General features: G+C 68.3%; 15 protein-coding genes. 8 read left to right on the top strand and 7 right to left on the bottom strand.

Annotated elements, in window-relative coordinates:
- Window positions 1–271 precede the first annotated feature (271 nt).
- Together GQ464_RS16770 and GQ464_RS16765 are read left to right on the top strand one after the other, a co-directional pair.
- Window positions 272–1,159, top strand: coding sequence for a hypothetical protein (locus GQ464_RS16770; protein ID WP_228350388.1), 888 nt, complete (start codon window positions 272–274; stop codon window positions 1,157–1,159).
- Between the two features lie 451 nt (window positions 1,160–1,610).
- Window positions 1,611–4,337 (top strand): cation-translocating P-type ATPase, encoded by a 2,727-nt coding sequence (locus tag GQ464_RS16765; protein ID WP_166973946.1) that lies wholly within the window; start codon window positions 1,611–1,613, stop codon window positions 4,335–4,337.
- An 11-nt stretch (window positions 4,338–4,348) separates the two neighbouring features.
- On the opposite strand, the gene GQ464_RS16760 is transcribed toward GQ464_RS16765, so the two are convergent.
- Window positions 4,349–6,034 carry a S8 family peptidase gene (locus GQ464_RS16760; protein WP_166973943.1) on the bottom strand — a complete coding sequence of 562 codons (1,686 nt, stop codon included), beginning with the start codon at window positions 6,032–6,034 and terminating at the stop codon, window positions 4,349–4,351.
- A 111-nt stretch (window positions 6,035–6,145) separates the two neighbouring features.
- The gene (locus GQ464_RS16755) at window positions 6,146–9,079 is read right to left on the bottom strand and encodes a WD40/YVTN/BNR-like repeat-containing protein (protein WP_228350387.1); all 2,934 of its coding nucleotides are present in this window, start codon (window positions 9,077–9,079) and stop codon (window positions 6,146–6,148) included.
- A gap of 198 nt (window positions 9,080–9,277) precedes the next feature.
- On the opposite strand from GQ464_RS16755, the gene GQ464_RS16750 reads away from it, so the two are divergent.
- Complete coding sequence (locus GQ464_RS16750) at window positions 9,278–9,754, top strand: YkvA family protein (protein WP_166973940.1); 477 nt, start codon at window positions 9,278–9,280, stop codon at window positions 9,752–9,754.
- Window positions 9,755–9,769: 15 nt separating this feature from the next.
- On the opposite strand, the gene GQ464_RS16745 is transcribed toward GQ464_RS16750, so the two are convergent.
- The 4 genes from GQ464_RS16745 to GQ464_RS16730 form a co-directional block, all read right to left on the bottom strand.
- Window positions 9,770–10,498: an energy transducer TonB gene (locus GQ464_RS16745; RefSeq protein ID WP_166973937.1), complete on the bottom strand. Its 729-nt coding sequence runs from the start codon at window positions 10,496–10,498 to the stop codon at window positions 9,770–9,772.
- 89 nt (window positions 10,499–10,587) lie between these two features.
- Entirely contained in the window at window positions 10,588–12,849 is a 2,262-nt protein-coding gene (gene ppk1 / locus GQ464_RS16740) for a polyphosphate kinase 1 (RefSeq protein ID WP_166973934.1), read from the bottom strand.
- Between the two features lie 169 nt (window positions 12,850–13,018).
- Window positions 13,019–14,962: a DNA primase gene (gene dnaG, locus GQ464_RS16735; RefSeq protein ID WP_166973931.1), complete on the bottom strand. Its 1,944-nt coding sequence runs from the start codon at window positions 14,960–14,962 to the stop codon at window positions 13,019–13,021.
- A 123-nt stretch (window positions 14,963–15,085) separates the two neighbouring features.
- Complete coding sequence (locus GQ464_RS16730) at window positions 15,086–15,226, bottom strand: hypothetical protein (RefSeq protein ID WP_166973928.1); 141 nt, start codon at window positions 15,224–15,226, stop codon at window positions 15,086–15,088.
- A 208-nt stretch (window positions 15,227–15,434) separates the two neighbouring features.
- Between GQ464_RS16730 and ppgK the strand changes: the two genes are divergently transcribed.
- The 5 genes from ppgK (at window position 15,435) to katG (ending at window position 21,455) form a co-directional block, all read left to right on the top strand.
- Entirely contained in the window at window positions 15,435–16,196 is a 762-nt protein-coding gene (ppgK, locus tag GQ464_RS16725; protein WP_166973925.1) for a polyphosphate--glucose phosphotransferase, read from the top strand.
- 25 nt (window positions 16,197–16,221) lie between these two features.
- Window positions 16,222–17,343, top strand: a complete 1,122-nt coding sequence (locus GQ464_RS16720; protein ID WP_166973922.1) for a RuBisCO large subunit C-terminal-like domain-containing protein — start codon at window positions 16,222–16,224, stop codon at window positions 17,341–17,343.
- 237 nt (window positions 17,344–17,580) lie between these two features.
- Window positions 17,581–18,057 carry a cupin domain-containing protein gene (locus GQ464_RS16715; protein ID WP_166973919.1) on the top strand — a complete coding sequence of 159 codons (477 nt, stop codon included), beginning with the start codon at window positions 17,581–17,583 and terminating at the stop codon, window positions 18,055–18,057.
- 669 nt (window positions 18,058–18,726) lie between these two features.
- Window positions 18,727–19,164: a Fur family transcriptional regulator gene (locus GQ464_RS16710; protein WP_228350386.1), complete on the top strand. Its 438-nt coding sequence runs from the start codon at window positions 18,727–18,729 to the stop codon at window positions 19,162–19,164.
- Between the two features lie 35 nt (window positions 19,165–19,199).
- Window positions 19,200–21,455: a catalase/peroxidase HPI gene (katG, locus tag GQ464_RS16705; protein ID WP_166973916.1), complete on the top strand. Its 2,256-nt coding sequence runs from the start codon at window positions 19,200–19,202 to the stop codon at window positions 21,453–21,455.
- A gap of 79 nt (window positions 21,456–21,534) precedes the next feature.
- Here the strand turns inward: katG and GQ464_RS16700 are convergent, their stop codons facing one another.
- Window positions 21,535–22,074 (bottom strand): SPOR domain-containing protein, encoded by a 540-nt coding sequence (locus GQ464_RS16700; RefSeq protein WP_166973913.1) that lies wholly within the window; start codon window positions 22,072–22,074, stop codon window positions 21,535–21,537.
- Window positions 22,075–22,094 lie beyond the last annotated feature (20 nt).

Here is a 22,094-nt window from a genome sequence, read left to right as displayed (position 1 = left end):
CCCCGAGAAACGGCGTGACGAGGCCTGGCACACCCTGCCCGTCGAGGCCGTGTACAGAGCGACTTTTAGCAAGGAGGTTATTGTGTAATCAGTGCTTGTCTCGTACTATACGTCCCATGATGTCACCGGGTCGTGTGGTGCTTTCGAGATGGACCCGAGACGATATTGCCGGCAGAACGTGCTTCAACGGGCAGACGCACCCATGCAAACGAAGGTGGTACACGGTACGCTGGACCCAGCGAATCCGTGCGTTGTCTACGGAGGTACCCGGTTGCTGCGCTGGACCCTCGTAACCATTGCTGCGGCCGTGGTGATCGCAGGCTTCTGGAACTACCACGTGGTGGACGGCTTCGGGCGAGACGTGGTGGCCGGCAGAACCATCGGCGACACGTCCCGACTCGCGCAGGGTTACGACGCATACGGCGCGGGTTTCGGTTTCCTTTTTGCCGCCATTGCCGGCCTCGCGGCCACGTTCACCGCGTGTAACTGCGTCGTCTTTGCCATGCTGCCGGGGCTTATCTGCTCGACCGACCGGAAGCGGCAGGGGGCGCGCCCCTGGCGGGCACTGGGAGCGTTCGTGGCTGGTGTGCTCGTCGTGTGCGCGGCGTACGGGTTGTATGTGGGCACGCTCGGCGCGGAAGGGGTCGCGGCGTACAACGAACGCGGCGCACGGCTCGCGCAGGCACAGACGGTGTTTACGACGATCGGCCTCGTCATGCTGGTGTGGGGCATCGTCGAACTCGGGTTCGCCGGCGCACTGGTGGAACGGGTTGCCCTACCGGTTCGCGCCTTTTTCGGCACGACGACGGCAAAGGCAGGCATTATCGGCACGCTCGTCGGTCTTTTCGCCGTCGGCCGGCCCTTCCCTGTCTTCCGGGAGTTCCTGACTTACGCCGCGAGCGCCGAGAGCCCGCTCTACGGTGCGGGCGTCATGATGGTGCAGGGTCTCGGCCAGATCGCCGTAATGGCCGTACTCTTCGCTGTGATGGTATGGTTGGGTGGCAGACGCCTCGTCCGATGGGCCGCCGAGAAACCGCACCAACCGGTCCTGCTGAGCGGACTGGCCCTTGTGGCCGGCGGGACGTTTTTCGTCTTCTACTGGGGCCTGGCCTTCGCCCTCGACATCGGCCGGTGGGGCTTTAAGCTCGGCTGGTACTGAACGTTACGCCCGGGAATGCAGAGACCCGGCCCCACGGGCAGGAGGTACATCCTCCCACACGCCTGCACCATCAGGCCAAGCCTGTCTCAACAAAAGCGCGTTGAAAGTGAGCGTGAGCGAACCGTTGCGTCACAAGGTGCATCCGGACCACGAACCGGTTCGAACAACCGTATGCGCCGCGATACGGCGAGACAGCGGAACGAAGCGACCGGGCGGTGCAACCACGTCCAAGCCGGGCCGAGATGTCGTCAGGGTCTCCAAAGCCCAAGCGGTAGATGAAACCCGCAGCCGACCCGTAGGAACGGCCGACGGAGCCACCGGCCCGCACGTCTGTTACCGGTTCTGGAAGAACGGCCGGCAGGTGAACCACCTCCACTACGCCGACGCCGCCCCGGCTCCCTGACCGCTCGCCTCGACCGCGGCCGCCACCCCGGACGAACCCACCGCTTCCATGCCTTCCCCCGAGAAACGGCGTGACGAGGCCTGGCACACCCTGCCCGTCGAGGCCGTGTACGAGCGCCTGCACACCGGACGGGACGGGTTGACGGAAGCGGAAGCCACCGGGCGCCTGGCCCGCTGGGGTCCGAACGAACTCCAGGCAACCCGGCGCCGCACGGCCTGGTCGCTCCTCCTGGCCCAGTTCAAGGACCTGCTGATCCTCATCCTCATCGGGGCCACGGTGCTGTCCCTCTTTCTGGGTCACGGCATCGAGGCCGTCGTCATCCTCGTCATCGTGCTCTTTGCCGTCCTCCTCGGCTTCGTGCAGGAGTACCGGGCCGAGCGGGCCATCGAGGCGCTGCGCAGGATGGCAGCCCCAACGGCCACCGTGCTCCGCAACGGTCGGGAGGTTCACCTGCCGGCCTCCCGGCTCGTCCCCGGCGACGTCGTCCTGCTCCAGACGGGTAACCGGGTACCGGCGGACGTGCGGCTGACCGAGGCCGTCAACCTGCAGGTCGAAGAGGCCGTGCTCACGGGCGAGTCGGTGCCCGTCCCGAAGCACACCGAGCCGCTCACCGGCGCGTCGGTGCCGGTCGGGGATCGGGTGAACATGGCGTTCGCCGGCACCACGGTGACCTACGGCCGGGGCCGGGGCGTGGTCGTCGCCACGGGCATGCACACGGCCTTCGGGCAGATCGCAACGATGCTGGAGACGGTCGAGGTGAGCCGGACCCCGTTGCAGCAGAACCTCGACCGGATCGGGCGGGTGCTGGCGGGCGCGGCGCTCGTCGTGGTGGTGCTGATCGTCGCGCTGGGGCTCCTGCGGGGGCAGCCCTTCCTGGAGATGTTCCTCTTCGGGATCGCCCTGGCCGTGGCGGTCGTCCCCGAAGCGTTGCCGGCGGTGGTCACCATCTCGCTGGCCCTGGGCGTGCGCCGCCTGCTCCGGCGAAACGCCCTGATCCGGCGCCTGCCCGCCGTCGAGACGCTCGGCAGCACCTCGGTCATCTGCTCGGACAAGACGGGCACGCTGACCCGGGACGAGATGACCGCCCGGGTCCTCGTCGTGGCCGGGCAGACCTGGCAGGTCACCGGAGCCGGCTACACGCCCGAGGGCGACTTCGTCCGGGACGGCACCCCGGCACCTCCCTCCGAGGCCGTGCGCCTGCTGCTGCGCACCGCCGTGCTGGCCTCCGACGCACACCTCCGCTTCGACGAAGAACACAAGGCATGGGAGATCCAGGGAGACCCGACCGAGGGAGCCCTCCTCGTGGCCGCCGCCAAGGCCGGGCTCGAAAAAGAAGCGCTGGACGAACGCTATCCGCGCCTCGACGAGATCCCCTTTTCGTCCGAAACGAAGCGCATGACGACGCTTCACGAGGGTCCCGAAGGACCGTTCGCCTGTGCCAAAGGGGCCCCCGAGGTCATCCTGCCGGCCTGCACGCACCAGCGGATGGAGCACGACATCCGCCCCCTGACGGCGGACGACCGCGACCGCCTCCTGGAGACGGCCCGGCACCTGGCCGAAGAGGCCCTGCGCGTGCTCGCCGTGGCCTTTAAGCCCGGCGCCCGGGCAAACGGGACCGGTCGCGAGGATGCCGAGACGGACATGACCTTCCTCGGCCTGGTCGGCCTGATCGACCCGCCCCGCCCCGAGGCCGCACCTGCCGTGGCGACGTGCCGCTCGGCAGGCATCACGGTGAAGATGATCACCGGCGATCACCCGGTGACCGCCCGGGCCGTCGCCCGCGAGATCGGCCTCACCACCGGGGACCCGGCGTGTACCTGCCAGGACGTGCTGACCGGCGCCGAACTGGAACAACTCGACGAGGCGTCCCTCTGCCGGGTGGTGGAGCAGACGAACGTCTTCGCCCGCGTCTCCCCGGCACACAAGCTGCGTATCGTCTCGGCCCTGCAGGCCCGCGAGCACGTGGTGGCCGTCACCGGCGACGGGGTCAATGATGCCCCGGCCCTCAAGAAGGCCGACATCGGCATCGCCATGGGGCGCACGGGTACGGACGTCAGCAAGGAAGCCGCCGCCATGACCCTGCTCGACGACAACTTCGCCTCCATCGTGGCGGCCATCGAGGAAGGGCGCGGCATCTTCGAAAACATCAAGAAATACCTGATGTACCTGCTTTCCTCGAACACCGGCGAGATCCTGCTCATGGCCGGGGCGACGCTGGCCGGGTTGCCGCTGCCGCTGAGCGCCGTGCAGATCCTCTACGTCAACCTGGCCACGGACGGGCTACCGGCCCTGGCGCTCTCGGTCGACCCGCCCGAGCCGGACCTGATGCGGCGCCCGCCCCGCAATCCGAAAGCCGGCCTCTTCACGCGCCCCGTCGTCTTGCTGACCCTGGTCGGGGGGATATGGTCCGCCCTGATCAACCTGGGCCTCTTCACCTGGGCCCTGCACCGGGGCCTGGCCTTGCCCCACGCGATGACGCTGACGTTCGTCTCCCTCGTGCTGATCCAGTTCTTCAAGGCCTACAACTACCGTTCGGACCGCCACTCGGTCTTTCGCCGGCCGTTCGCCAACCGCTGGCTCAACCTGGCCATTCTGTGGGAGCTGGGCCTCCTCTACCTGATCCTGCGGGTGCCCGTGCTGGAAGAAGCCTTCGGGACGGTCAACCTCTCCCTCACCGAATGGGGCCTGCTCCTGGCCCTGGCCGCCACGGTGGTGCCGGTGCTCGAACTGGCCAAATGGTTCGAGCGACGCGGCTTCTTCGGCAAGCTCACCTGAACCCCGGGGACTCACCGGGCCATGGCGGCCGCAGCCTTGAGGGCCGCGTAGGCGTTGACCACCCCGCCCGTCGCCGAGAGGGTGGCAAAGTCGGCCCGCTGTCCGTCCGTACCCGGGACGACGACCTCCCGGCCGGCATACGGCGTGACCGTCCGCCGGAGCAGGTCGGCCACCTCCGTCGCCGTCAGCGAAGGGAAATAGGCCATCAGCAGGGCCGCCGTCCCCGAGACGACCGGTGCCGCCATGCTCGTGCCCTGCCGGGTGCCGTATGCGTTGCCCGGCAGCGTCGAATAGATCGCCACACCGGGCGCGAAAAGATCGACCGACCCCCTGCCGTAGTTGCTGAAAGAAGCCACGAAGGTTTCGTCCACCTTCCAGGAGGAGGCCCCGACCTCGATCCAGTTCGAAGCCGCTCCCCCCTCGGCGTAGGTGCGGTTCGGGAAGTTGTCCGTCTCGTCGACGTTCTCGCCGCTGTTGCCGGCGGCGTGCACCAGCAGCACCCCTCGTGCTTCGGCATAGCGGACGGCCTCGTCGACGACGGCTTTCTGGGGCGAGTAGGCCTTGCCGAAGCTCATGTTGATGATATGCGCCCCGTTGTCGACGGCGTAGCGGATAGCGTTGGCCACGTCCTTGTCACGCTCGTCGCCGTCGGGCACGGCACGCAGGACCATGATCCGGACCGCGTCGGCGATGCCGTCGAGGCCGAGGCCGTTGCCCCGCACCGCGCCGATGATGCCGGCCACGTGGGTGCCGTGCTCGGGGTCGGGCCCGACGACGTCGCCGTTGCCGTAGAAACGCTCGGTAGGGTCGGCGTAGTTGTCGCCGACGATCGGGCGCGGGTCGAAGTCCAGCTTCAGGCGATAGTCCAGGTCGGCCTGGAGGTGCTCGACGTAGTCCCGGATGTCCTTGAGGGTGATCTCGTTGGCCCTCATGAAGCGCAGGATCTGCTTGGCCGTGCCGAGCTCGGTCTGCCCGTCCTCGATCGTTTCCAGGTCTTCGGCGGTGATCTCCTCCTTGCCGAAGTGCTCCTGCAGCAGGCGGGTGGCCTGTTCGGCTGCCGGGAGGAACCCGCCGATGTTGGCGAGCTGCTGCCGGGCCTCGGCCACCTTCTCCTCGTATTCCGCTTCCAGCTTCCGGAAATAGGCGTACTCTTCCTGTGCGGTCTCCGGCACGTCAGCCGGGGTTTTGCCTTCATACTTCGGCAAGAGCCGGGCGTATTCGCGCGTCAGCTCGTAGGTGTCGTAGTGAACGTGGCGACCGTCCGGCCCGCCGATGAAGTTCCAGCCGTGGAGGTCGTCCACGTAGCCGTTGCCGTCGTCGTCCTTTCCGTTGCCGGGCACCTCGTCCTCGTTGACCCAGATGTTGGGCTTCAGGTCTTCGTGTTCGATGTCGATGCCGGAGTCGATGACGGCCACGACGACGGTGCGGGCGGGCTTACGGTCCTTCAGGAGGGTGGCATAGGCCTGCTCGACACCGATGCCCGGATAGCCGCCGTCGGCCTCGCTCCGATGGAACCAGTCGTTCGGGCGCGCGGGCGTCGTCTCGGGTACGGGCGCGGGGGCGGGTTCCTCTCCGCCGGAGGCCTCGGTGGCCGGGGCCGTCGCCGGCGGGGCAGTCGCGTCCGGCCGCGTCGCGGCACAGGCCGAGAGGAAAAGCGCCAACAAAAGCGCAGGAAGCAGACGGATCGAGGGATTCATGTCGCGTAGGGCGGATGAGACGCGCGGGCCTCCCGGAGGCGCGCATCGGGAGAGACGAAAAACGGACCGAGGCCGTAGAACGGCGGGGGCGAAAAATGGGTCCCGTTCCGTTCACCGGCGGCGGGGTTCCTTCACGGTGAGCTTGCCCTCGGCGGTGGCGTCGCCCATCGAGAGCACGACGGTGTAGGTGCCGGGCAGGAGGTAGATCTTGCCGTTGCCGGCGGGCTTCAGCTTTTTCGCGCCTTCTTCCGTCTGCCGGGCGTTGAAATCCCCGGCGCGGTCGGGGTCGACGGTGAGGTCGTAGGCGGGATAGTTCAGCCCGGCTTCGGCCTCGTCGGTCATTTCGCGCAGGAGGAGGCCGTCTTCGGTCCGGACGCGGATCGTGACGAGGCCGGCCTGCCGGGCGTAGTAGGGCAGTTCGATCTCCGGCTCGTCGTACTCGGCCCAGACGGCGCGGCGCTCGCCCCAGCGCTCGCGGTGCGTCACTTCGTCCAGCGTGAACAGGTGGAGCGGTTCGGCCCGCAGCGCGGGGGTGAGTTGCTGCACGTGCTCGATGCTGGCGATGAAGATAGAGCGCCCGTGCGTGCCGACGACCAGGTCCTTTTCGCGGGCCTGGATTTCGAGGTCGTGCACGGGCACGTAGGGCAGGTTGTGATCCATCAGCATGAACGACGAGCCCCGGTCCAGCGAGACGTAGACGCCGTGGTCGGTGCCCACGTAGAGGACGTCCTCATTGGCCGGGTCCTCGACGACTACGTTGACCGGTTCCCGTGGCAGGTCGGTGCCCAGGCGCGTCCAGGTCTGTCCGTAATCGTCGGAGCGGTAGAGGTAGGGGTCGAAGTGGTCCCAGCGATAGCCGTTGAGGGCCACATAGACGCGCCCGTCGGCGTGGTTGGAGGCTTCGACATGGGCCACCCAGAGGTGCTGCGGCAGGGCGTCCGAGATGCGGGTCCAGCTGAAGCCGCCGTCGCGCGAGACGTGCACGAGGCCGTCGTCGCTGCCCGTGTAGAGCAACCCGAAGCGCCGGGGCGATTCGTCGATGGTGGTGAGGGTTCCGTAGGGCACGTCGCCGGGCCGGCCGCCGCGCGTCAGGTCGTCCGAGATCGGCTCGAACGTCTCGCCCCGGTCGAGCGAGCGGTAGAGCCGGTTCGCACCCAGGTAGAGGATGTCCTGGTTGTGGCGGGAAAGGTGGACGGGCGTCTCCCAGTTGAAGCGCGGGGGCCGCTCGCCGAGCTCGTGCTGCGGCCCGATGCGCCTGCGCTCGCCCGTGCGGCGGTTGATGCGGAAGTAGTTGCCGAACTGGAAGCCGGTGTAGACGGTCTCGTTGTCGCGGGTGTCGACGGCCACCTGCATGCCGTCGCCGCCGAGGAGGCCGTCGTACGGGTAGTCGCCGGTCGAATGCCAGCCGAGGCTGTGCTCGTAGGTGCTCGGCCCCACCCACACGCCGTTGTCCTGCAACCCGCCGTAAACATGGTAGGGCGTGGCTTCGTCCACGGCCACGTCGTAGAACTGCCCCACCGGGATGGTGTTCACCTTGGCCCAGGTGGTGCCGTCGTCGTACGAGATGTTGACGCCGCCGTCATTGCCCACGATGAGATGGCCCGGGCGGCGGTCGCTGACCCAGAGGGCATGGTGATCCACGTGGACGTTCTCGCCGTTGATGTTCGTCCAGGTGCGGCCCCCGTCGTCGGAACGGAGGATGGGCACGCCCAGGATGTAGATCCGCTCCGGCGTCTCCGGAGCCACCCGGATTTCCCCGAAATAATAGCCGTAGGAGTTGTAGAGCCCGTCGATGTAGTCCTCGTGCGTGCGCCGCCAGGTGCGGCCCCCGTCGTCGGAACGGTAGACCTCGGCCCCGATGACGGGCGTGTCGAAGAGCCGGGCGTTGGCGTCTTCGAGATACCACACGAGGGCCACCGGCTCGATCTGTCCTTCCCGGACCCGTCGTTTGACCTCCGCCGCCGTGTACTTCTCGGGAAAGTCGTTTTCGCGGAGGAAGGTTTCGAGGTCTTCGTCTTTGAGATCGAGGAACGCCTCGCGGGTCATCGTGCGGAGCATGTCCCGGGTGAGGGCGGGCGGCTCCTCCACCTCCTCGGGCGGGCGCCGGTTGTAGTTGTCGAGCAGCGCATAGACGATGTTCGGATCGCCGGGATAGACGGCCAGCCCGATGCGTCCCACGTTCGGCCCGGTCGGGAAGCCGCTGCCGGTGGTGGTCAGGCGCGTCCAGGTCTCCCCGCCGTCGGTGGACTTGTAGATGCCCGAACCTTCGCCGCCCTCGACGAAGTTCCAGGCGCGGCGGCTGCGCTCCCACATGGCGGCGTAGAGCACGGCCGGATTGGTGGGATCGAGCACCAGGTCGATGGCCCCCGTGTCGTCATTGACGAAGAGCGTCTTGCGCCAGGTCTTGCCGCCGTCGGTGGTTTTGTAGACGCCGCGTTCGGGATTGGGCGAGTAGAGATGACCGGCCGCGGCCACCCAGACGGTGTTCGGGTCCTCGGGGTGCAGGACGATACGGCCGGTGCGGTGCGTCTCGGCCAGGCCCAGGTGCTCCCACGTCCGCCCGCCGTCGGTGGAGCGGTAGATGCCGGTGCCGGCGTAAGAAGAACGACTCGAATTGTTCTCTCCCGTTCCGACCCAGATCGTCTCGCCATGGGCCCAGTCCACGGCGATGTCGCCGAGCGTCATGACGGCCTGGTCGTCGAAAAGGGGGGTAAAGGACTGTCCGTTGTTCGTCGTCTTCCACAGCCCGCCCGAGGCGAAGGCGACGTAGAAATGCGTCGGGTCGTCGGGCCGCACGTCCAGATCGACCACGCGGCCGCTCATGACCGTCGGGCCGACGTTGCGGAAGGCGACGTTCCGCACGAGCGACGTCTCGCGGAGGCGCGTGCGGTGGGCGGTGCTTTCGAGGCGCTGCGCGGCCGGGGTGGGCGGAACGAGCGTTTCCATCGCCGGCTCGACTTCCTGCGCCGCGAGCGGGCGAGGAAACAGCAGGACAAAAAGCAGGGCACAAAAGGGCCGGAAGCGGTTGCGAATCGGGCAGGTCATGGCAACGACGGAGAAGGTGAACGGATCAGCGCCGTGCCCCCCGTACGGGAGCGAGGGCGGCGGCGGGAAGTTAAGACATGCGCCGGATCGATGCGCCCCTTCCGTACGCTGGCCCTCGCCCTCCGGGTTTTGTTTTGCCGGAAACGTATGGGACCCGTCCACGTAGGCGGGCTATCCCCCACCATCCGAAATGCAACGATGATGGCACCGTCTTCCCCCGAACCGCTTCCCCCGGGGCTGCAACGGGGACTGTCGCGCGCCCTGCATGCGGCCGCTCGCACCCTGCAACGACGTGCCCGGGTGGCGAGGCTTCTGCGCGCCGCCTACGGCAAGCTACGCCGCCATCCGAAGGCCCTGGCGCGCGTGCGCGGGGACCTGCAAGCGCTCGCGCGGCTGGTACGGGCATGGGTGCGCGGAACCTACCGGGTATTGCCCTGGCGCTCGCTCGTCTACGCGGTGGCGGCACTCATCTACTTCGTCAACCCGGCCGACGTGCTGCCCGATGCGCTCGTCGGGCTCGGCTTCGTCGACGACGTCGCGGTCGTGACGGCCGTCGTGCGCGCGCTCCGGGCCGACCTGGAAGCCTTCATCGCCTGGGAAACCGGCCACACGGCACCGCCGGTAGCGGATGCGGCACCCTACCCGGCCCGGCCCGCGCCCCTGCCGGCGGCCTGACCGGCACCGGCTTCCCTACTGCTTCGACCGCATCGTGTCCTTGGAAGCGACGCGCTGCGCAGCATCTCGCCCGTTGATGAGCCGGAACAGGACCGGCAGGCGCATGCGCACCGGCACCAGCTCACCATTCTGACGGCCCGGTACGAAACGGGTCTGGCGCAGCGCCCGCACGGCGGCCGAGTCACAGAGGGGATGCAGCGACTTCATCACCCGGATGTTGGAGGGCCGCCCGTCCGTCTCCACGACGAAGTCGAGCACGAGCCGTCCTTCGATGCCGGCGTCGATGGCGGCCTGCGGGTATTCGATGTTGATGTAATACGCCCCCAGCCCGCCGCGTATGGTCGGCATCTGCTCGGCAACGGCCAGCACCATGCGCTCCAGCGGCACGTCGGGCAGGGTACGCATCTTTTCCTCGGCCTCCTCTTGCCCCGGCGGCGCTTCTTCTTCGCCTTCGGACGTGTCCTGTTCCTCCTGCGCCCCGAAGGCCGTCACCGGCACGCCCGAGCCGGGCTCCGGCCTCGTCTCGGCCACCTCCCGCGCCTCCTGCAACATCACCTCGTATTGCTGTGCAATGTGATCCCAGCCGATGCGGAGCGGAACCTGATAGAGCGGCAAGCGGGTGAGGCCATAAACGAGCAGCAGGGCAAAGACGAGCCCGATCAGCATGTGGAGGCGATAGGACGCCCGGCGTGCCGCCGCGCGCTGCCCGTAGAGGGACGGTGTATGAGAAAAAAGGTCGTCCATGAGCGGGATGGACGCAGTAGCAGGAGCTTTCCCTTTGAAGACGACCGATTTCGAAAATTGTTGCCGTTCGACACGCCGCCGGCGCGATCCTAGCGAATATCCCAGGGGGCATCGGCGCGCAGGGTGAGGTGGCGGGCCCGCTCCATGAGCACTTCCTGAAAGCCCTTCTCGCCGGGATGACGCGGCTGCCGGAGCACGTAGTGCCCGTCGGGCCGCAGTTCCCAGGCGGAGCGGTGGTCGTCCAGGGCCAGCCGCAGGGTTTGCACGAGGCGCGCCTTGAGGGCCGGCTCCTGCACCTCGGCGGCAGCCTCCACCCGGTCGTCGAGGTTGCGGCGCATCCAGTCCGCACTGCCGATGAAGACACGCGGGGCGCCGTTGTTGTGGAAATAGTAGATACGGCTGTGCTCGAGGAAACGTCCCAGGATGCTGATCACCCGGATGTTCTCGCTGAAGCGCGGCAGGCCGGGGCGCAGGCGGCAGTGCCCGCGCACGATCAGGTCGATGCGCACCCCGGCCATGGAAGCCCGGTACAGTTCCTGGATCATCTCCACGTCGTCGAGGGCGTTCATCTTGGCGATGATGTGACCGTTGCCGTGTTCCTTCTGGAAGGCCACCTCCGCCCGCACGAGCTGGATGAACGTTTTCCGCATGTCCCGCGGGGCCACGATGAGCTTGCGGTAGTTCTGTTCCGGGGAATAGCCCGTCAGGTAATGAAACAGGTTGATCAGATCGTAGCCCAGATCGGGGTCGCAGGTGAGCAGCCCCAGGTCCGTATAGAGGCGAGCCGTCTTCGGGTTGTAGTTGCCCGTGCCGATGTGGCAGTAGGCCCGCAGCCCGTCCTGCTCCTCCCGGATCACGAGCGTCGTCTTCGAATGCGTCTTCAGCCCGACCAGGCCATAGGTGACGTGCACCCCCGATTTCTCCAGGATCTGTCCCCACTCGATGTTGTTCTGCTCGTCGAAGCGGGCCTTGACCTCGACAAGGACGGCCACCTGCTTGCCGCTCTCGGCCGCCCGCTGGAGCGCATCGACGATGGGGGATTCGTCGGAGGTACGGTAGAGCGTCTGTTTGATGGCGAGCACGTTCGGGTCTTCGGCGGCCTCTTCGATGAAGCGCTGCACGCTGGCGCGGAACGACTCGTACGGGTGGTGAACGAGCAGGTCGCCGTTGCGGATGACGGCGAAGATGTCCGGACGGTCCTTGGCCTCGCCCTCGTGCAGGAGCCGGGTGGGAATGACCGGCTCCCAGGGTTCGAACTTGTGCTCGGGCAGGTCGAGGTCGGCCAGCCAGGAGTTGTCCGCCAGGTCGATCTGCCCCTCGACCTCGTAAAAATCGTCCGGCTGCAGGTCGAGCTCGCGCATGAGCAGCTCGCGCACTTCCCGGGGCATGCGGGCATCCACCTCGATGCGGACCACCTCGGCGAACCGGCGCTCACGCAACTCTTCGGCGATCATCTCGATCAGGTCGTCCGCCTCCTCTTCGTCGCGGCGTACGTCGGCGTTGCGGGTGATGCGGAACGGATGGACGCTGACGATCTCCATACCCCGAAACAGTTCCCGGATGTTGGCCGCGATGACCTGTTCGACGGGAACGAAGTGGAGGGGTTCGTCCAGCGGTACCCAGCGCCCGCGGCTGGTGGGCACCTTCAGCCGGGCAAAGTGCTCGGTGCCGCGGGTGGGATGGCGCAACGTGACGGCGAGGGAAAGGCTCAGGTTGGAGATGAAGGGAAAGGGATGGCCGGGATCGACGGCCAGGGGCGTGAGGATAGGAAAAATGTTGGCCATGAAGTGGCGGTGGAGCGCCGTCTTCTGGGCCTTGCCGAGCGTTTCATAATCGCGGATGTGGATGCCGGCCCGTTCCCGGAGCAACGGCTTGAGCGTCTTCTCCCAGGTTTCCGTCAGCGTCCGGTACATGGGCCGCACGGCCCGGCTGATGAGGCGGAGCTGTTCTTCCGGGGTCCGGCCGTCGGGGGAAAGGCGCTGCACGCCGGCCGCCTTCTGCCGCCGGAGCCCGCCCACACGCTTGCGGAAGAACTCGTCCAGGTTGCTGGCGGTGATGGCCAGGAAGCGTACCCGTTCGAGCAGCGGATTGCGCTCGTCGAGGGCCTGATAGAGCACGCGCCAGTTGAAGTCGAGCCAGCTCAGTTCCCGGTTGAAGAAGAGGCGCGGGTCGCCGAGGGCAGCGCGGCGGGGCACCGGCCGGGGCGACGTCGCCCGGGGCACGGCAAAGGTGAGGGGCTCGGGTGCCTGCCCGTCCGCCTGCGCCCCGTCCACCGCAGTGGCGGCGGACCCGTCCCCCTGCTGCGCTGCCGGGTCACGCAACGTCGAGAGATCCTTTTCCGAACCGGCCATGTCCGCTCCACGCTTTTTGAAAAAAGTCGCCTTCGTAGTCCGAAGCCTGCCTTCATGTACCCGAAAGAAGGACACGGGTTCTGCACGGCACGCCGGGCCGGAACGAACACCCCTGCACACCCCCCCGTCGTCGCGCTCCGCCCGGTGGCCCCGCCGGGGAGGGCTGCGCTCATCCGGCTTCACGGTTCAGGAAAGCGCGGCGTTCGATCTGCTTGCGAAGCTCGTGGAGGGCGATCATCTGTTGCTGCAGGGTGCGCACCTCCTCACCGCGCTGCTGGGCCTGAAAGAGCTCCTCTTTTTTTCGGGCGATGGCGGCGTCGACGCGGATGCGTTTGAGCAGGGTCATGGCGCTGGCGGCGGACTCGTACGGATCCTCGTTGAGCCGGGGTACGGGGATGTTCTGCCGCCGCAGCCAGTTCTCGGACGGCTCGTAGGGATCGACCAGGACGGCGGCGGCCAGCCGCTGCAGCGCCTCGCCCATGGAGCCGTCGAGCAGCTTGCGGGGCCGGATCTCGCCCGTCTCGTACATTTCCAGCAGGCAGCGCACCATTTCCCGGGAAGGGCCCTCGGTGAATTCGTCCTCGGCCATGTGCCCCAGGATGAACTCGACGAGCGGGATGCCGTGCTCGAGCATGAGCCGGTGCAGGATCTTCTCCTGCGGCAGGATGGCGTCCGGCGTCTCCGAGGGAGCCGGGGTGGACGGCGGTGCGTCCCTTCCGGGCGCGGCGGGAGGAGACGGCGGCACGGCCCGGCGCGGCTCCCGCCGGGAGCGGTGCGTCTCCTCACGTATCGCCTCGAGCACGCGGCGGAGCTGCATGTCCGGCACGCCGAGCACCTCGGCGGCCCGGCGCAGGTACGACTCGCGCACGAGCGGATCCGGGATGCGAGCCACCGCGGCCACCACGGCGCGCTGTGCCTCGGCCACTCCCTCCGGCGTGTCGAGGGCGCCGCGGCGGCGGGCCTGTTCGAACAGGAAGGCGACGAAGTCCTTCCGGTGCTCGGCCACGTAGGCCTCGAACGCTTCGCCGCCGTGGGCCCGGACGAACGAGTCGGGATCTTCTCCCGGCGGCAAGGCCACGGCGTAGACGCTCAGTCCCTGCTCGAGCACCAGGTCGATGGCCCGCAGCGTGGCCCCCGCCCCGGCCGCGTCGGCATCGTAGAGCAGGAGAATCCGCTTGCAGTAGCGTCCCAGCATCCGCACCTGCTCCGTCGTGAGCGCCGTCCCGCTGGCGGCCACCACGTTCTCCACCCCGGCCTGGTGCAAGGCGATCACGTCGGTGTAGCCTTCCACGAGGATCGCCTCCTCCCGGCTGCGAATGGCCCGCTTGCCCTGGTACAGCCCGTAGAGCACCCGGCTTTTGTTGTAAACCTTCGTCTCGGGCGAGTTGATGTATTTGGGCTGCTCCTCACGGCCGGTACCCTGCGCGGCCGGCGCCAGGATACGCCCGCCGAAGCCCAGCACCTTGCCCACGTGCGAGAGGATGGGGAAGATGACACGCCCACGAAAGCGGTCGTAATAGCGGGCGCGCGCGCCGTCCGGGTCGTCGCCGTCCCGGCGGATGACGAGCCCTGCCTTCTCGAGCATCTCCGGCCGGATCTGTGCCGCCTCGGCGGCCCGCAGCAGCCCGTCCCACTGGTCGGGGGCATAGCCGAGACCGAAGCGCCTGATCGTCCCGGGCGTGAACCCCCGCTCCCGCAGGTAGGCGAGTGCCGGCCGGCCGGCCGGTGCCTGCACCAGCCGGGTGAAGAAGAAACGCGCCGCAAAGCGGAGGGCGTTCAGGATCGCCTCGACCTCGTTTGCCTCCTCCGCCTGCACCTCCTCCAGCGGCAGGGGAATCCCCGCCCGCTCGGCCAGCGTGCGCACGGCCTCGAAGAAACCAACCCCCTCGATCTCCCGGACGAACGTGTAGACGTCCCCGCCCCGCTGGCAACCAAAGCAATAGAAGAGGTTCTGGTCCGGGTCGACGCTGAAGGACGGAGTCTTTTCGGTGTGAAACGGGCACAACCCCCAGAACTTCGACCCCCGCTTTTTCAGGCGCACGTAGTCCCCCACCACGTCCACGATGTCCGTGGCGGCGCGGATCTCCTCAATCTTTTCGTCTGGGATGAACATGGAGGGGGACGTAGCGTCTCGCGTCCGGGTGCGAGGTTCCACACGCACCCCGCGACACGGCGGGTCGCCCGGACGGCATCCGGCAGGGTTTCTTCAGGAACGCCGGCACCCGTCCGTGCCGGCTCAGGCCCGTCCCGGCGTCTCCGGCACCATCACGGCCGCATCCTGCCCTTCGACCGGGCCAATGGGCGGCTTGTCCGAGCACTGGCACGAGCTCAGGCCAAAACAGATGAACAACGCGGCGAAAAGGAGGATTCGTCTCATGAACGGGTCTCCGGCAAAGGGTCGATCGTGCAGGCGGGTGGAAAGGCCCCGCCCGGCGCAAGATAAAACACAGCGTGCACCGGAGCCGCAAAAATGCCGCTAAATTCCGTTCCGGCGGCGGCACCGGGCCGGGGCGGTTTGACGTTCACCCGGGCGACGGCTTACCTTTGGCGCCGGAAGGATTTCGTTCCACCCTGTCCCAAACACCTTGGAGATTCTCGGCATCGACATCGGCGGCTCGGGGGTCAAAGGCGCGCCCGTAGACATCAGGCGGGGCGTGCTCACGGCGGAGCGTTGCCGCATCAAGACCCCGAAGCCGGCCACCCCGGTCGCCGTCGCGAAGGTGGTCGCCCGGATCGTGAAGCATTTCGGCTGGCAGGGTCCGGTCGGCTGTGCCCTCCCGGCGCGGGTCAAGCACGGCGTCGCGCTGACGGCGGCCAACATCGACCGGGGCTGGATCGGCACCCACGTCCCCCGGCTGATCGAGGAGCATACGGGCTGCCGGACGTTCGCCCTCAACGACGCCGACGCGGCCGGGGTGGCCGAGATGGCCTTCGGAGCGGGCCGGGACCGGCACGACTATGTGCTCGTGCTCACCGTGGGCACCGGCATCGGCTCGGCGATCTTCATCAACCAGACCCTCGTGCCCAACACCGAACTGGGCCACCTCGAACTCGGCGGCCACGAGGCCGAGGTCTACGCCGCCGACAGCGCCCGCAAGCGCGAGGACCTGAGCTGGCGCGACTGGGCCCGCCGGTTCCAGCGCTACCTCGAACACGTCGAGTTCCTCTTCGCCCCCGACCTGATCATCGTCGGCGGGGGCATCAGCCGCCCGAAGAAGTGGGCGAAGTTCGCCGACCAGCTCGAGACACAGGCCGAGCTCGTCCCGGCCCGGCTCCAGAACGAGGCCGGCATCATCGGGGCCGCCTACAGTGCCCGCATCCTGCACCAGCCGGAAGTGACCGTCTGAGCGGCCGTATCCCCGGGCATCCCGCATGGCAACTTTCAACGTCACGTACCACCTCGACGCCGGTGAGGACACCGTGGAAGCGCTGGCCGGGGCGGTCCTGCTGGAACAGACCATCGAGACGCCGCCGGCGGTCGGCCGGCGCTATCCTTTCGTACGGGAGCACCTGATGGGCCGGCAGGTGGCCCTCGAACCGGATCCGGACGGTGGTTTCCGGGCAACGCTGGCCCTGCCCCTCCCCGCTGCCGTCGCCGACGCGGCCCAGTTCCTGAATGTGCTCTTCGGTAACAGTTCGATCCACCCGCAGGTCCGCCTGCTCGACTTCGAGGTGGCCCCGGGCCTGGGCTCGCTCTTCCACGGCCCCCGCTTCGGCATCGACGGGATACGCGCGCGCCTGGGGGTCGCCGGCCGCCCGCTGACGGCGGCGGCTCTCAAGCCGGTGGGGCTGTCCGTCGAGGAGGTGGCCCGGCTGTGCCGCCTCCTGGCCGAGGGCGGCGTGGACGTGATCAAGGACGACCACTACCTGGCCGACCACCCCTTCTGCCCCTTCGAAGCGCGTGTCCGGGCCTGCCTCGACGCCGTCGCCGGCGTCCGGTCCCGCACGGGCCACCGGGCCCTCTACGTCCCCCACCTCTCGGGCACCCCCGCTCAGATCGCCCGCCGCTACGCCCTCGCCCGCGAGGCCGGCGCCGAGGCGGTGCTGGTGGCTCCCATGCTCGTGGGCCTGCCCTGCTTCCACGAACTGACCCACCGGCTCCTGGACGTGCCCGTGCTGGCCCACCCGAGCTTCGCCTGGGCGGACCGCGTCGCACCCCGGACCCTCCTCGGCAAGCTGTTCCGGCTCTTCGGCGCCGACGCCGTCATCTTCACGAACTACGGCGGCCGCTTTCCCTACACCCGCGCCACGTGCCGCGCCATCGCCGAGACCCTCCGGTCGGATATGCCCCCGCTGCGCCCGGCCTTTCCCGTGCCGGCCGGCGGCATGCAGGTCGAACGGGCGGCGGAGCTCGTCGCCACCTTCGGGCCGGATACGATGCTGCTCATCGGCGGCAGCCTGCTCGAGGCCGGCGAGGGCGCCCTGCGCGAGCGAACCCGCGCCTTCGTCGAAAGCGTCGCGGCGGCCGCCGGCGTCACCACACGATCCCCCTGATGCCCGTTCCGCACGCCGGTTGCGCGGGTTGCCCTCTCCCGCCCCCGCTGTCGCAGCGAGGGATGCCGGGATGGCTTCCCTCGCACGTAGCGCCCCCGGCCCACGGACCCCTCACACCCCTCACCCGGTTACCAAAAGACACGAAGCAATCCGAAATCCCTCCACGAGATACGGGCGTTCGTGGACGGAATCGTACCGCGCCGCCGCCTTATCGTTGAACAAGCCCTCCCTCGTCCCATGAACCCCTTCCCCTCTCACCGCCGCATTCCCCCGGTACGGCGCTTCCGGCCCCATGCCGGCCGCTTCCGGTGGGAAGAGGTTCCCCTCCGGACCTACAAGCCGGAGGCAAACTCCTTCCGGGGCGTCACCCGCCAGGTGCTCTTCGACGCGGCGGACGGCCTGCCGGTGCAGGTGCGCTATTTCGAGATCGTGCCCGGCGGCTTCTCGTCCCTGGAGCGGCACGAACACCCGCACGCCGTCGTCATCCTGCGCGGTCGCGGCCGTGTGCTGATCGGCACCGAAATCCATGCGGTGGCCCCCTTCGACCTGGTCCACGTCCCGCCGATGACCTGGCACCAGCTTCGTGCCGGCGCCGAACCCCTGGGGTTCCTCTGCCTCGTCGCCCACGACCGCGACCGGCCCCAGTATCCCACCCCGGACGAGCTGGCAGCCCTCCGGGCCCGGCCCGACGTCGCCGCGTTCCTGCAACCATAGCCCCTGGGAAAAATCCCTACGTTCGATTGGGTAAGAGCCCTATTTACACCCGGGCGCTCTATGCGATACCTTGCATCACCCTGCAGTTGTGGGGTAAGGGGGTTTCGACCGAATGGATGATCAACCCGCTCACATGATGAGCCACCCGGTCTGCGCGGGCGAAAGCAGGCAAACCGATCATCCATTCCTGCCTTTGGTGCTTCGCCCGCGCATCGGGTCCGACGGGCCATGAACCCGCACAGACAAGGCGGTCGTTTTGTACGAGCGATCCCTTTCGTTGTCTGGCCCATTGCAGGCCTCTCCGGGGGCCGGTTGCCGCTCGAGGTAGTAGGTGCGAGCGCGTCCGGCCTGCGTCCCGGAGAGGCCTTTTTCATTTCGCAGCCACCGGGCACACCGACCGCGTCGATGCCGGGGCCTCCCTGCCGCATCGTCTCCGTGGACCGCAAGCGCCGCCCGCACGGCATGGTGCGCCGCCCGTGACCTGCCCTCCCGGGCAGGCATCCGCCGGACTCTTTTCTCTGCCCCGAAACGCACCGTCCCGGCACAGCCGGCCTTCCGACCCGATCCCCCGGACGACCCCGTGCGAAGAACCGGTCCGGTCTTTTTTGAAATACGTGTGGATCATGTCAAAATCTTGACTCGATCCAGAATTCGACGTAAGCTATTTCCATGATCAACGACCCGGCAGACCTCCTTCGCCGACACGGCCTTCACGTCACGGCCCAGCGCCTGGCCGTCCTGCGGGCGGTTTCGAAACACCCGCACATCACCGCCGACCGCGTGTTCGAGCTGGCCCGGGCCGAGCTCGGGGCCATCTCCCGCCAGGCGATCTATGACGCCCTCAACACGCTGGCCGAGAAGGGGCTCATCCGGCGCATCCAGCCCATGGGCTCCCCGGCCCGCTACGAGGACCGGGTGGGCGACAACCACCACCACCTGATCTGCCGCGTCTGCGGCCGCGTCGTGGACGTGGACTGCGCCGTCGGCCCGGCCCCGTGCCTCACCCCGTCCGACGACCGGGGCTACGAGATCGACGAAGCCGAGGTCATCTACTGGGGGCGCTGTCCGGCCTGCCGGGCCGCCCCTTCCCCGGCCTCCGACCACTGACCCCACAACCCATTCATCAACCTGCTGAAGACGCCATGAGCAAACCCAACGGTAACGGTAAGTGCCCGGCGCACGACACCCAGGCCTACCGCACGCAGCGCCGGACCAACCGCGACTGGTGGCCCAACCAGCTCAACCTGAAGGTCCTCCACCAGAACCCGCCCGCCGGCAACCCGCTGGGCGAAGACTTCGACTACGCCGAGGCCTTCTCGACGCTGGACCTGGCGGCCGTCAAAAAGGACATCGAACAGGTGCTGACCACCTCGCAGGACTGGTGGCCGGCCGACTACGGCCACTACGGGCCGCTCATCATCCGCATGGCCTGGCACAGTGCCGGCACCTACCGCGTCAGCGACGGCCGCGGCGGCTCCTCCGACGGCACACAGCGCTTCGCCCCGCTCAACAGCTGGCCCGACAACATCAACCTGGACCGGGCCCGCCGCCTCCTCTGGCCCGTCAAGAAAAAGTACGGCCGCAAGCTCTCCTGGGCCGACCTGATGATCCTGGCCGGCAACGTCGCCCTGGAGTCGATGGGCTTCGAGACGTTCGGCTTCGCCGGCGGCCGCGAGGACGTCTGGGAGCCGGACGAGTCCGTCGACTGGGGGCCGGAAGCCGAGTGGCTCGGCGACGAGCGGCACGACGAGAGCGGCACCCTGCGCGAGGACCTGGCCGCCGACCACATGGGCCTCATCTACGTCAACCCGGAAGGTCCCGGCGGCAAGCCGGACCCGAAAGCGGCCGCCCGGTTCATCCGCCAGTCCTTCGCCCGCATGGCGATGAACGACGAGGAGACGGTGGCCCTGATCGCCGGCGGCCACACCTTCGGCAAGACGCACGGCGCCGCGCCCGTGGACCATCTCGGCCCGGACCCGGAGGCCGCCCCCATCGAGGCACAGGGCCTCGGCTGGCAGAACCGCTTCGGCACCGGCAAGGGGAGCGACACGATCACCAGCGGCCTGGAGGGGGCCTGGACCGCCACCCCGACGCAGTGGGACAACAGCTTCTTCGACAACCTCTTCAACTACGAGTGGGAGCTGGAGAAAAGCCCGGGCGGCGCCTGGCAGTGGCGGGCCAAGAACCCGGAAGCCCAGAACACCGTGCCCGACGCCCACGACCCCTCGAAGCGGCACGCGCCGGTGATGCTCACCACCGACCTGGCCCTGAAGGAAGATCCCGTCTACCGGGAGATCTCCAAGCGTTTCCTCGAGAACCCGGAAGCGTTCAGGAAGGCGTTTGCGAAGGCCTGGTACAAGCTCACGCACCGCGACATGGGGCCACGCGCGCGCCTGCTCGGCCCCGAAGTGCCCGGGGAGGAGCTGCTCTGGCAGGACCCCATCCCGGAGGTCGATCATGACCTGATCGGCCCGGCGGAGATCGCCCAGCTGAAGCAGCGGATCCTGGCCTCGGGCCTGACCATCCCGGAGCTCGTCCGCACGGCCTGGGCGTCGGCCTCGACGTACCGGCACAGCGACAAGCGCGGCGGGGCCAACGGCGCCCGCATCCGCCTGGCGCCGCAGAAGGACTGGCCGGTCAACAACCCGGCCGAGTTGGCGAAGGTACTCGGTGTCCTGGGCCAGATCCAGCAAGACTTCAACGCCTCGCGCACGGACAACGTCCGCGTCTCGCTGGCCGACCTGATCGTGCTGGGCGGCTGCGCGGCCGTGGAAAAGGCGGCCCGGGACGCCGGACACGACATCACCGTCCCCTTCGAGCCGGGCCGCACCGACGCCTCGCAGGAGCAGACCGACGTGGAGTCCTTCCAGTGGCTCGAACCGAAGGCCGACGGCTTCCGCAACTACCTCAGCGACCGGGCCCGCCGGCCGGCCGAGGAGCTGCTGGTGGACAAGGCCCAGCTCCTGACGCTGACCGCGCCCGAGATGACGGTGCTCCTCGGCGGCATGCGGGCGCTGAACGCCAACTACGACGGCTCCGACGTGGGCATCCTGACACACCGCCCCGGCCGGCTCACGAACGACTTCTTCGTCAACCTGCTCGACCTGAACACCGAGTGGAAAGCCGTCTCGGACGACGAGCAGCTCTTCGAAGGACGCGACCGGGCCACGGGCGAGCGCCGGTGGACCGCCAGCCGCTTCGACCTCATCTTCGGCGCCAACGCGCAGCTCCGGGCCATCGCCGAAGTCTATGCCGCCGACGACGCCGCCGAGCAGTTCGTGCGTGACTTCGTGGCGGCCTGGCACAAGGTGATGAGCCTGGACCGGTTCGACCTGGCGCGGAAGCGCCTGGAGGCGAAGCTGAAAGCCCGCGCCAACGGGCAGGCACAACCGGCCTGAGCAGCTCCCGGAACGGCCCGGCCATTGCCCGTCGCCGGTGGTGGCCGGGCTGCTTTCTCCGGGAAAAGGCCGTGGTGCGCTAGCGCACCACGGTCACCAGGTCCGGGGCGATGAAGGCACCGGGAAAGCGTTTCGCCAGGCGGGCCAGCACCGCCTCGGCCGCGGACCGGGAGGTGAAGTCGCCCACCCGCACACGGTAATACGGCTGGTGGTAGCGCACGTACACCGGCAGCGTGTCCGGCAGTCCCCGGGGTCGTTCGGTCTCGCTCAGGGATGCCCACCAGTTCTCCACCTCTTCCTCCCGCAAGAACGCCTGCTCCTTGTCGAGGGTCTGGAAGATCTGGATCCGGTAGCCCTGCACGAGTTGCTCGACGCCCTGATCCGCCTGTCCCCGCAGGAGCCGGTCCGGAACGTCGTGTTCGATGGTGGTCACCGTCTCGGGGGGGGACTCCGCATAGGGTGTGGGGTCGAAGTCTTCAAAATCGGACAGTTCGAGGCCCGCCTCTCCGGCATCCGGACCGGTCTGGCCGGTATCCGTCGCCGACCGGCCGGCCGAACAGGCGCCCAGCCCCAGCGCCAGCATCAGGCAGAGGAGCCGGAGGGGTACGGGTCTATGCATCCTACGTAAGGTCATGGGTG

This window comes from Rhodocaloribacter litoris, assembly GCF_011682235.2.
GTDB classification, from domain to species: Bacteria; Bacteroidota; Rhodothermia; order Rhodothermales; family ISCAR-4553; genus Rhodocaloribacter; species Rhodocaloribacter litoris.
This window is presented reverse-complemented; position numbering and strand designations above follow the sequence as displayed.